13 protein-coding genes are annotated in these 11,821 nt (G+C 67.1%); 2 read left to right on the forward strand and 11 right to left on the reverse strand.

Annotation, left to right across the window (positions count from 1 at the left end):
- The first annotated feature begins 45 nt into the window (after positions 1–45).
- The gene (locus QF777_05955) at positions 46–474 is read left to right on the forward strand and encodes a flavodoxin family protein (GenBank protein MDP6911093.1); all 429 of its coding nucleotides are present in this window, start codon (positions 46–48) and stop codon (positions 472–474) included.
- Positions 475–502: 28 nt separating this feature from the next.
- On the opposite strand, the gene rarD is transcribed toward QF777_05955, so the two are convergent.
- Entirely contained in the window at positions 503–1,420 is a 918-nt protein-coding gene (gene rarD, locus QF777_05960) for an EamA family transporter RarD (GenBank protein MDP6911094.1), read from the reverse strand.
- A gap of 79 nt (positions 1,421–1,499) precedes the next feature.
- On the opposite strand from rarD, the gene QF777_05965 reads away from it, so the two are divergent.
- Complete coding sequence (locus QF777_05965; GenBank protein ID MDP6911095.1) at positions 1,500–2,231, forward strand: gamma-glutamyl-gamma-aminobutyrate hydrolase family protein; 732 nt, start codon at positions 1,500–1,502, stop codon at positions 2,229–2,231.
- Positions 2,232–2,270: 39 nt separating this feature from the next.
- On the opposite strand, the gene QF777_05970 is transcribed toward QF777_05965, so the two are convergent.
- The 10 genes from QF777_05970 to QF777_06015 all read right to left on the reverse strand — a co-directional run.
- Complete coding sequence (locus tag QF777_05970; protein ID MDP6911096.1) at positions 2,271–3,149, reverse strand: DMT family transporter; 879 nt, start codon at positions 3,147–3,149, stop codon at positions 2,271–2,273.
- A gap of 83 nt (positions 3,150–3,232) precedes the next feature.
- Positions 3,233–3,904, reverse strand: coding sequence for a lysophospholipid acyltransferase family protein (locus QF777_05975; protein MDP6911097.1), 672 nt, complete (start codon positions 3,902–3,904; stop codon positions 3,233–3,235).
- 24 nt (positions 3,905–3,928) lie between these two features.
- Positions 3,929–4,306, reverse strand: a complete 378-nt coding sequence (locus QF777_05980) for a CBS domain-containing protein (GenBank protein ID MDP6911098.1) — start codon at positions 4,304–4,306, stop codon at positions 3,929–3,931.
- Positions 4,306–4,551, reverse strand: coding sequence for a hypothetical protein (locus QF777_05985; GenBank protein ID MDP6911099.1), 246 nt, complete (start codon positions 4,549–4,551; stop codon positions 4,306–4,308). Before QF777_05985 ends, QF777_05980 begins: the two co-directional genes overlap by 1 nt.
- A gap of 14 nt (positions 4,552–4,565) precedes the next feature.
- On the reverse strand, positions 4,566–5,900 hold the full coding sequence (locus QF777_05990; protein ID MDP6911100.1) for an MFS transporter: 1,335 nt from the start codon (positions 5,898–5,900) through the stop codon (positions 4,566–4,568).
- Complete coding sequence (locus QF777_05995; protein ID MDP6911101.1) at positions 5,897–6,655, reverse strand: YceI family protein; 759 nt, start codon at positions 6,653–6,655, stop codon at positions 5,897–5,899. Before QF777_05995 ends, QF777_05990 begins: the two co-directional genes overlap by 4 nt.
- 225 nt (positions 6,656–6,880) lie before the next feature.
- Positions 6,881–8,014, reverse strand: a complete 1,134-nt coding sequence (locus QF777_06000) for a hypothetical protein (protein ID MDP6911102.1) — start codon at positions 8,012–8,014, stop codon at positions 6,881–6,883.
- Positions 8,015–8,085: 71 nt separating this feature from the next.
- A complete protein-coding gene (locus QF777_06005) occupies positions 8,086–8,730 on the reverse strand; it encodes a TIGR03085 family metal-binding protein (protein ID MDP6911103.1) in 645 nt (214 codons plus the stop codon).
- Positions 8,731–8,735: 5 nt separating this feature from the next.
- Complete coding sequence (locus QF777_06010; protein ID MDP6911104.1) at positions 8,736–10,442, reverse strand: class I adenylate-forming enzyme family protein; 1,707 nt, start codon at positions 10,440–10,442, stop codon at positions 8,736–8,738.
- A 26-nt stretch (positions 10,443–10,468) separates the two neighbouring features.
- The coding region (locus QF777_06015) for an AMP-binding protein (GenBank protein MDP6911105.1) at positions 10,469–11,821 on the reverse strand (1,353 nt) is incomplete at its 5' end.

Consider the following 11,821-nt stretch of genomic DNA (forward strand, 5'->3'; position numbering starts at 1 on the left):
GCGGCGAGTGTAGGACGGCTCGTTCCCATGAGGCACACTGAACGCTTGAACATCGTCGTCATTCACCAGAGCCGGACCGGTAACACCCGCCGGGCCGCCGAACTCATCGGCGGGGCTGTCGCATCAGCCGGCGCCACTGTCGCCGTGCGCCCGGTCACCAACATCGACTACAAGGAACTGGCCGAGGCCGACCTGGTCTTCGTCGGCACATGGGTCGACGGCCTGATCCTGTTCGGCCATCGCCCCGGCGACGTGGGCAAGGTACGCCAGATCCCGAAGTTGTGGGACAAACGGGTGGCAGCGTTCATGACGCATGCCGTCAACCCGGGCAACGCAGCGACCAAGTTGTCCGATGTGCTGGAGAGCCATGGCGCCACCGTGGTGGCCGCCCGGTCCTTAAACCGCCGCCACCTCGAGAACGAGGCCCCGCTGTTCGCCTCCGAGGTCCTGGCGTCGATCAGCGCCACTACCTGAACCGGAGACACCTAAACCGGCTTAGGTCTCAGCCAACCTGACCCCGTTGCCCGAGGGGCCGCCAACCGGTCACCCGTCCACTGGACCGGACAGACCGGAGCCCATCGAGGGTGAACACGGCGAGTCCCGTCCACACGAGGACGAAACCGATCAGGCGTCCCCCGCCGAACGGCTCGTCGTAGGCCACCACGCCGAGCAGGAAGTGGGTGGACGGCGCCAGGTACTGGATGACGCCGATCACCGACAGCGGCACCCGCTGCACCGCCCCGGCAAAGCACAGCAACGGCACTGCAGTGAACAGGCCGCTGCCCAGCAGGACTATGTACTCGGTGCCCGACGCCGAAACCAGCGCGTCCTGCCCGTTGATCAACCGGGTCCCGAGGAACACCAGGACCAGCGGCAGGATCACCATCAACTCGATGGTCAGCATGTCCAGCGGCGGCCGGTTCACCGTCTTCTTCATGAGGCCATAGATGCCGAACGTGGCCGCCAGGAAGAGCGACACCCAGGGCAGGCCACCCATGTCGATGGTCAACCAGATGACACTGGCCGCCCCCAGGGCTACGGCCGCCCACTGGGCCCGTCGAAGGCGTTCGCCGACCACGACAACGCCGAGGACCACACTGACCAGCGGGGTGATGAAGTAGCCGAGGCTGCCCTCGAGCACCCGGCCGTTGGTGACCGCCCATACCCATACCAACCAGTTCGAACCGATAAGGACCCCCGCCAGTGCCTCCAGGGCCCGCGTCCGGAGTTCACGGGCCGCGGTATGCACCGAACGCAGGGACCGGCGGACGAGGTGAATGACCAGCACCGTGACGAAAGTCCACAGCACCCGATGTCCGAGCATGTCCATGGCCGGGATCTCGATGCCGAGACGCCAGAAGGCCGGCGACAGGCCCCACATGACCTGGGCGCACACGATCAACACCAGGCCTCGTCGCATCGGCCCAGTCTCACCAGCAACCACCGGCCCGGCCAACCCAGTGCCGGCCATCACGGACCGCTCCGTTACCGTTTACCGAATGCGGATCGGGCTACTGCGGTGTGACGACATCTTCACGGACCTGCGCCCGGAGTACGGGGGCTACCAACAACTGTTCACGGACCTCTTCGCGACCGCTGACGGGACCATCGAGTCCCTCGAGTCCCCCGGGTCCCTCGAGTTCGTTGACGTGCCGGTGTATCTCGGAACCTTCCCTTCGGCTCTCGACGATTACGACGCCTGGCTGATCACCGGATCAGCCCGCGGTGTCTACGAGGACGAACCGTGGATCCGATCACTACTGGACCTGGTGCGTGATCTGGATGCCGCCCGGGCCCCCACGCTCGGGGTGTGCTTCGGCCATCAGGCCATTGCCCAGGCCCTCGGTGGACGGGTCGAACGAGTCGACACATGGGGAATCGGCAACCGGCCCGCCCAAATCACCCGACGGGAATCTTGGATGACACCGGGTCACGACGAGGTGGGCATCTTCTACTGCCACCACGACCAGGTTTTGGACCTGCCCACCGGTGGCCGTGTCGTGGCCACCGCGGACCACTGTCCGGTGGCCGCGCTGGCCGTCGGCGACCACATGCTGGGCGTCCAGGCCCACCCCGAGTTCGACCCCCACTACGCCGACGTGCTTTACCGGGGCCGCTACACCGAAACCTATCCTGAGGCTTTCCTCGACGACGCCCTGTCGACGCTGGACGATCCGCTCCACCGGATTGACGTGGCTGCCTGGATGCTGCGGTTCATCCGCGGCTGCTGACGCCGACTCCGGCAACCGGTCGAGCCGCCAGTCGGCTGATCAGTCGCCGGTTCGGGCCACCACTTCGACGGGCCGGGTCACCACGAAGGACAGGGCGATCAGAACCACGGCCATCCCCACCCCCTGCTGACCAACGATGCGTTCACCGATCAACCACCACGCGTAGAGCGGAGCCACCGCGGTGAACAACAAGCTGATCAGGCTCATCTGGGTCAGCGTCACGTGGCCGTGAGCGAAGTTGGTGAGTAAGTGACCGGTCCCGGGAATGACGGCCATGGCGGCCACCATCCACCAGTCTCCGTCCGACGGCAGAGCCACGCCACCCTCGACCACCAGCGCGATGGGCAGGAGAACCACCGTGGCCACCACGGTAAGCGACAGCTGATACGTGATGGAATCCATCTCGGCCCGGGCCTGCTTGGAGGCCACGTAGTAGGCGGCAAACAGGACCATGGTCACGAAGGCCATCAGGTCGCCCGACCAGGTCGCCACGCCACTAGCCCCCGAACCAGCCATGGCCACCACTACGCCGACGAAGGCCACGGAGGCACCCACGTAGACCGATCGGTGGGGTCGTTCACCGAACAGTCGATGGCCGACAGCCAACAGGAGGATCGGTTGCAACGAGGCGATGACCACCGCGTTGACAGCGCTGGTCCGACGCATGGACAAGATGAAGAACACGAGGTTCACCGCGAAGATCACACCACCGACCGCGGATCGCTTCAGGTCGATCCATCGGAGCCGGTTGCCCGCCAAGATCAGGACCACGGCGTAGAAAGCCGCGGCGATGCCGAGCCGCCAGAAGACGAAGGCCATCTCCTCCATTTCGACCTTCTTGACGATGCTGGGGCCAAAGGCCATGAAGCCCACGGCCCCAATCGCCGCACCGCGCCCCAGGACTACCCGATCTGACATCCGGTGCACCCTTCCACCTCTGGTCCGACACACCGTCGTCGGGAGCCGAGACCTACCTGGCGGGCCTCGAGGTGAACTGGCTACTACCGGGCCGCAGCCTCGTCCTGGACAGCCTGCAGGGCATCGGTCAGCCCCTCGGTCCAGGTTCGTAGCACGCTCCGGGCACCCCTGGGCTCCGGCGGATCGATCGGCGGTCCGACCACCATCCGCACCCGGGTCGGTCGGGGGAACCGGGCTCCGGCGGGCATGGCCTCCCCCGTCCCGGCGATTCCCACGGGCACCACACGAGACTGTGTCTTGGCCGCCAACCACGCCGTTCCGTCGAACAACTCACCGACGCCGTCACCGTCATGGCGCTTCCCCTCCGGGAAGACCAACAGGACATTGCCCTCGTTCAACAACTCCCGGGCGATCCGCATCGACTCGCGATCCGCGGTGTCACGGTGCACGGGAAAGGCACCCAATGAGGCGATCACCCAGGCCAGGGGCCGGAACGTGAACAGGCTCTCCTTGGCCAGAGCCCGGAGTCGTCGGCGCATCAGCGGCGCCAACATCAACGAATCGAGGTTGGAACGGTGGACGGGCGCCAGGATTACCGGCCCGTCGCTCGGGATGTGCTCACGCCCGACGCTCCGGGTTCGGAAGTACGGCCAGAGCAGTACCCGGGCGAGACCGCGGATAGCGCCGTAGACCAGCGGCGCCGTCCACGCCGCGCTGGTACGACGGGCGCGGGCCTGACGTTCCGACGAGTCCATCGCGTCTGGTAACCGGGTTCGGGGTCAGCGCTGGGCGATGCGGGCGCTTAGCACGTCACGCAGACTGACCATGCCCAGAAGTTCGCCGTCGACCTCCACGGGAAGGTGGCGATAGCCGCGGCTCAACATGAGGGCGGCCGCCTCTTCGGTATCGAAGTCGGGCGGGGCAGTGTCAGGATCCGGGGTCATCCACTGGTCGATTCGGGATGCACGCAGGTCGTCCTCGTCGGCAGCGGCCCGGAGGACGTCACGCTCGGTCAGGATGCCCAACAGCATCCGTCCCTGGACCACGACCACCGAACCGAAGCCACCGCGGACCATTACCCGCGCGGCATCGCTGACCGTCGAATCAGGCGAGAGGGTGACCACGCTGTCGGTCATCACCGCGGATATGGCGACCATCAGCCACTCCCCCCGACCTCGTCGACGTCCCTGTCCTCCCGAGCCCCGGACGGGACCTCCAGATCCAGATTCAGATTTCGCCAGAGGTTGCCGGCCCACACGCTGGTGTGGGGCCACTCCCGCCAGAAGGCCTGCAACACGGCGGGGTCCATCTCCGCGGCGGCCTCAGCCGGGCTCTGGTCGCGAGCCAACGCGTCGAGGGCGTCGATCACGGCGAGCAGACGGACTGATGGAGTCTCGGACACAAAGCCTCCCGGGCTCACAGACGATCGGTCGATCCGTCGTCCGTCCTTTGATCATCCCCCGAATCGGGCGGCTGGGCAACCGGACCGGTCGGATATGACCCTCCATCGACCTCAACAACCTCGTTGTCCAGCATGACCAGCAAGCCCCGATGCTGGAAGACGAGGGCGTGGATAACCAGTAGACAGCCGGCTCCGAGGGCCACCCAGCGCAAACCCACCAGGTCACTGAGGATGCCAAACGTCAGGCCGCCCAGCGGAATCCCACTCAGGACAGCCACTAGGAACACTGACATGACCCGACCCCGGTACGCATCGTCGACTCGAATCTGCAGGGCCGTACTAAGCGTCGTCCCGTGGAGCATGTGGGCCATGCCCATACATAGGTAGCCGACGATCCCGACAGCCATCCAATCCGTGGACGCCACCACCACCAGCCCGGACCCGTACAACAGGATGCTGCGGTACTCCATGGTCGAGCGAGCCACCCGGGAACCGGCCCCACTGATGTAGCCGCTGGCCAGTAGTGAGCCCACGCCCGCGCTAGTGGCCAGAACCCCGAGCCCGCCGCCACCAAGGCCATACAGATCGTCGGCCACCCCGGCGGTCAGCGAGAAGGCGAACACTGCGCCAAGCGAAGCCACGGTAAAGGCCAGCCGAAAGGCCAACCGCATCTCAGGTCGGGCCCGAACATAGGAAATCCCGTCGCCCAGTTGCGATCGGAGCGAGCCACCGCCCCCGGTTGGCGACCACCCCGTCTTCACGGTGGTCAGCACGCTGAAACCAACCAGATAGATACCCAGAGCCGCGGAGAATGCCAGGCCAGGACCCCCGAAGGCCAACGTAAGAGCGGCCAAGACCGGGCCTACGGACCGAGCCACGGTAAACGTGATGGACACCATGCGTACCGCTGCGGCCAGCGACTCCCTGGGCACTAGGACGGCGGCCAACGACTGGGTCGGTGCCCAAAGGAACGACGACGCCGACCCCCCGAGGAAGTTCAGGCCCAAGATCAGCCATGGAGTGAGGCGGTCAGACGTGTACAACACCACGATGGTCACCATGACCAGAATCTGCAAGCCGATCCCGGCGAGCAGAAGCAGGCGACGGTCCATCTGGTCGGCCAAGGCACCGGCGAACGGTGTACCGATGACCGCTGGGAGAAGGGCGGCGAACGAGGCCGCTCCAACCCACGAGTTGGAGTCGGTGAGTTGGTTGATGAGAAACGGGGTAGCAAGACCAGCCAGGAACTGGGCGACACCGCAGAGGGTCGAACCCAGGGCGAAACGAGCGAAGGCCGGGTGGCGGAGCGCCGAGAACGGGTTGGTGACGTGTAGGGACTCTCCAGTCACCCGGTGCCCCCCACGGCACGGGTGAGAAACAGTTGAAATTCCACCACGCCGCGATCGGCCACCGAAACCACGATGGATGCACTGGGCGCCACGACGTCGTGGTCGGCCAGCACCACCGGCAGAGTTCCCACCACGGTCAGGATGTCACCTACCAAGGTGACCTCGAGGGCCGCCTCGACGACCACTGACACCCCGTTGACGGTCAGGACGCCGGGCACCGCGATGGACATCTCGGTGGCGCCAGCGGTCAGGGGAACTGGGGCGGCCAGTACGAAGACGGCCTCGGGATGCCGGTCGACATGGAGAACCTCAAAGACCTTCCCGTCCCGGTAGGCCCGGTCGGACTGCAAGCCACGGAGATCGGCTGTGACCTCAGCGGACACTACGATCCCGTCGCTGACCTCCACGGTCCCAGTGACCAGCGGTGTACGGCCCACAGCTGTCGTGGCTCCGATCCCCTTCCCCAGTTCCTCGTCAATCCGGTAACCCACCCAAGTCGACGTGAAGTCCCGGAACGATCCGATAGCGGGGTCCACGGCCCACCTTCCCGACGGGTCAACGACCGGCACGCCAGTCGTCGCCGGAACAGCGGTGGTCGTGGCCTGCATCGTGGTGTCCGACACCTGAGCGGCCGCCGCTGTCTCGGCCGCCTTGGCCAAATCCGGAGCGGGTGGCGTATCGGACCGCACGAGGAACCACCAAGCGACTAGGGCTAGCGCGAGGACCCCCACCAATATCAGAACCGGCGTGGGCACCTTCCGTCTCCCCGCCACGGTCACCACGGTCGAACCACCATGAGGCGACCCTAGGGCTCCCCCTCCCGACCGGGCCCGGTCGGGCAAGCGTCCATAGGCTCCACATCATGAAGTTCGGCCTGTTCTACGAACACCAGATCACCCGCCCGTGGGGAGAGGGAGACGAACACCGCCTGTTCAAGGACGCCCTCGACTAGGCGGCACCCCTTAAAGCCTGGGGCTCCGTCAGGAGGGCAGGCGGCCGACCAACCAGTGAGCCGATCGGCCGCCGAGTTCCAGGTGTAGAAGTTCGCCGAGCCCAGGCCTGACCTGCCGGGCCAGGGAACGGTCGGCGACCAGCACCCCGATCTGCCAGCCTGGATGGCGTTCGGCGGCGACGTTGCCAAGCGTGGCGTAGAGGTTCCGGAGATCACCTCCACCGACCCGGCCACCCCACGGCGGGTTGGTAGCCACTAGGCCCGGCGGCCCGGATGGAAGCATGCCGGCGGGTGGTTCGAGGGCCGCCACTGGAGCCACCCGAAACTCGATGCGGTCGGCTACGCCGGCCCGTTCGGCGTTGGCTCGGGCAGCCTCGACCGCTCCGGCATCCCGGTCGGCAGCCACGATGCGCGGCAGGTCGGTACCGTCGGGCACCGACGCCTCGACCCGGAGTCGTTCGGCGTCGGCGCCCACACTGGCCCAGGTGCCCGGTTCGAACGAGGGCCATGCCCGGAGAGCCAGGTCGCGGCCCGCTGCGGCTGGTGTCCCGGCGGCGAGCAGAGCCGCTTCGATGGCAATGGTGCCTGATCCACACATGGGATCGACCAGGGCCGATGACGGGTCCCAGCCTGCCGAGGCGAGTAGGCCGGCGGCCACCGATTCTCGGAGCGGCGCCTTCGCCGTGGCCTGTCGCCAACCGCGTTCGTGGAGTGGCGCGCCCGAGGCATCGACACTGACGGTGAATCGGTCATCTAGGCCCCGCACCACGACCAGCGGACCGGTTCCACCATCGTCACCCGCCACTTCGACCCCGGGGTCAGGGTCGACCCGATGCTCATCGCGATCGCCCCTAGCCGGGAAGGCGGCAGCGAAGCGTTCGCCCACCGCCCCGTCGTGCCAGAGCCTCGAGTGCCGGGTCGTCACCCGAAAGCGCGGAACGGCATCGCTGGGCAGCCACGGCGACCAGTCGATGGCGGTTATGTGCCGCTCTAGGTCGGCGAACGACCGTGCGGTGAATCTGTCGATCCGGACCAGGACTCGAGTCGCGCACCGGAGAAAGAGGTTGGCTGCGTAGAGGCGCCGGGTTGTGAGGCCTACCGACACGCTTCCCCGCCCGGTCCGCTCGGGCCGGGCACCGAAGGCCACCAGTTCGTCGACCACGAGATCCTCGAGCCCCGGCGGGCAGACAACCAGGCACGGATGGTCAGACGCACGGCGGCGGCCCATGGTGTTCAGAGCCCGAATGTCGCTGAGCGGACCTCAGCCACGCCGTCGTCGTCGCCGGTCAGGTCCACCACGGCGTGGTTTCGGCGTCCAAAGAAGTAAAGGGCCAGTTCGCCCGGCTCTCCGGTGACCATCACTGGTCGACCCGCTTCCGATGACCGTCGTCGACCGACGGTGACCGGATCCTGTCCCGGCCGAGCGATCGACAGGTCGACGTCGCGGATCTGCCGGACCTGCATCGAGGTTCGTCCTCGCTGGAACCGCCAGAGTGCGTCGCCGACGTCGCCCGCCAAGACCCGTGGGGTCCAACCGTCGACAGCCCGGCGGACGTCCTCGTGGTGGACGAAGAACTCGATGAGGTTCATCGGATCGTCGACCGGTCTCAGGACCGCCGGCGGCCCGGACCGCAGGCGACCGACGAGACGGTCCCATTCGGGCCGCCCTGCCAGGCGCTCCGTTACCCGGGCGGTGTGGCGAGCGAACGAGCCGCCGAGGACTAGGCCGGGGCCGACATCGGGGCGTCGCTCCCGCACCACCAGGTGGGCGGCTAGGTGCCGGGTCCTCCATCCGGCACACAGGGTCGGCGCGTCAGGGCCGACCTCTGACAGCAGGTCACACAAGACCTGGCGCTCATCGTGTGCGTGCTTAGCCATCGGTCCTACTCGACGAAAGTCTGTGTGGCCTCGCCTCGAAGCACGGCCTTGACGACCTTGCCTGAAGCGTTGCGGGGCAGCGGCTCGGACAACACTTCGAGGTGATCGGGCAACTTGTAGGGGGCGAGCGTCTCGCCACAAAACGCCCGCACCTCGTCGAGGTCGAGCGCCATGTCCGGCCGGACCACCACATAGGCCTTGACCTCCTGACCCAGAGTGCGGTGGTCGACACCGTCGACGGCGCACTCCACGACCGCCGGATGCATCTCCAGTCGGGCCTCCACCTCGCCCGGATAGACATTCTCGCCGCCACGGAGGATCAAGTCGCGCAACCGGCTGGACAGGAACAGTTGGCCTCCCTCGAGGCGCCCGTAGTCTCCGGTCTTCAACCATCGGCCTTCCAAGAGGGCCTCGGTAGTGGCCTCGGAGTCCTCCCAGTAGCCGGTCATGGTGAGCGGGCTACGCACGCAGATGGCGCCGTTCTCCCCCTCGGGAAGTTCGGCACCGTCCTCGTCGACGACCTTGAGCGACACCGTGGGCATGGCCATGCCGATGCTGTCGGCGTTCGCCCGAAGCATCTCGTTGCTGGCGTGGCTAACCATCCCGCCGGCCTCCGTCGACCCGTAGCCCGACGTAAAGGTGTTCACCAGATGGGGGAACCGCTCCTCGGTGGCCCGAAGGAGCTCGGGAGTGGTGGCCGATCCGCCGATGGCGATGGTCTCCACGAGGCTCACGTCGAGGTCTTCGATATCGGGGTGTTCCAGCAACCGGAAGATGTGGGTCGCTGTACCGTTCCAGGCGTAGATGCGCTCTTCGGTGGTGAGCCGGATGACCGTCGCCGGGTCGAATCGGCCCATGGGCCAGACGTTGCCGGCACCAGTGGCCATAGGGGTGATGCTGGCGCTCTGCAGCCCCGAGATGTGGAACATCGGGAACACGGCCAGCCGGGGGCGCGCCGCTCCCGACGTCGAGGCGCCGACCTGTGCCCCCTGGGCGGCACCGAGGAAGACGACGATCTGGACGAAGCCAATCAGGCTCCGGTGGCTCAGTACCGCTGCTCTGGGTCGTCCCGTGGTTCCCGAGGTGAACTGCATCAACGCTGGCTGGTCCTCGTCGATGTCGACGTCAGGCAGGTCGGCGTCGGGGGCAAAGTCGGCTAGGGCATCGAAGTCGTCCTCCATGACGACGACGGGCATGCCCGGATCGGCGCCTTCGAGGCGCTCGAGGCGCGGACGGTCGGCGACCAGCAGAGACGGGCGGGTCCGACCCAGCGCGTGTTCGATCTCGTCGCGGGTCCACCATCCGTTGCAGGCCACGACAACGGCCCCCAGGGACACGGTGGCCCAGAACGTCAGCATCCACTCCGGGCGGTTGGCGGCCAGGATGGCCACGCGGTCACCAGCGCCGATCCCGCGGTCGGACAGTGCGGAAGCCACCGAGGCGACCCGACGGACGTTGTCGGCGAAGGACAGTGCGATGCGCCGGTCCCCGTCGTGGAATACCGCATAGTCGATGTCGCCGTGACGGGCTGACGATGCCAGCAGGTCGCGTAGCGAGCCGAGTCGCTGGACGAAGACCTGCATCTCCTCACCGAGAACCTCTTCGGTGCCCATCTCGAACGGGGCACCGGGGGCCATGAGAGCCATGACCCGTTCCATGGGGTCGGGGGCCTCGGTGTCGCCCTCCCCTTGCTCTGTGGCTTCGACCGACACGAGTCTCCTCTTCGGCTGCAGTCGGCTCAGACGGCCGTCGGTGTTCCGACAAGGTCCTCGCGGAGCTGGCGCTTGACGAACTTGCCGTTGGCGTTGCGGGGCAACGACTCGTCGCGGAACCACACGTGCTCGGGCACCTTGAACCCTGCGATGAGGGTGCGGGTGTGGGCCTGGAGGTCGGCGGCCGTCAACTCGGCGTCGGGGAGGAGCACGACTGCCACCCCGACGACTTCGCCGTGCCGCTCATCGGGCACGGCGAAGACCGCTGCCTCAGCGACGGCCGGGTGCTCGTAGATGGCGGCTTCCACCTCCGCGCAGTACACGTTCTCACCGCTGCGGAGGACCATGTCCTTGGCCCGGTCGACCAGGAACAGGAAGCCGTCCTCGTCCAGATAGCCGATGTCCCCGGTGTGGAACCAGCCGTCGGTCAGGGCCTCGGCGTTGGCTTCCGGACGGTTCAGGTAGCCCCGGAAGACGTTCCCGCCCCGCACCCACAGTTCTCCGTGGCCTCCCGGCGACTGGTCGGTGCCGTCCTCGGCCACGATGCGGGCCTCCATGACCGGACACGGCGACCCAGCCGACGCCGGCTTGGCCAAGAAGTACTGGCCGGCGTTGATGGTGATGACGCCGTTGGTCTCGGTGAGGCCGTAGCCAGTGCTGGGGCGGCCTTCCATCCGGTCTTCGATCTTCTGGACCAGGTCGGGCTGCACGGCTGCACCGCCACCGCCGAGCGACGTGATGCTGGACGTGTCCCGGATGGCGAAATCAGGGCTGTTGATGAGCTCACGGGCCATGGTGGGCACACCGGTGAACGTCGTCGGTCGCTCCCGTTCGATGAGTTCCAGGGCCACCTCGGGGTTCCAACGGTGCATCAGCACGAGCTTGCCGCCGACCGCTGTGACCGGGTGCAGGCAGCAGTTGCAGCCCGTCACGTGGAACAGCGGTACGCCCAGCACGGAGCCGGGCATGGCGTCGCCGGTCTGCTTGTCCGACCCGGCCGGCGGCTCGCCAGCCGCCACGGCCTTGGCCTCGGCGCTTGCCTGCATCGTCTGCCAGAAGGCCAGGTTCAGCAGGTTGGACACCGCACCCCGATGGGTCAGCACGGCACCCTTGGGGTGCCCGGTGGTGCCCGAGGTGTAGAAGACGCAGGCATCGTCGTCGGTGTCGATGGCCACGGGTGGTGGTGCCGGCAGATCGACCGCCCCGGCCAGGGCGTCCGCCCAGTGGACGGCGTCATGGCCCAGATCGACCCCGTCGGCCCGGGTGGCTACGACGTGGAGCGATCGGTCGGCCCGCAGCACGTCGAGGTGAGGCGTCACCCTCTCGAACCGTTCGCCGTCGCACAACAGGACCTTCGGTGCCGAATCGGACAACCCGAA

The organism is Acidimicrobiales bacterium (assembly GCA_030747595.1).
Lineage (GTDB): Bacteria > Actinomycetota > Acidimicrobiia > Acidimicrobiales > MedAcidi-G1 > UBA9410.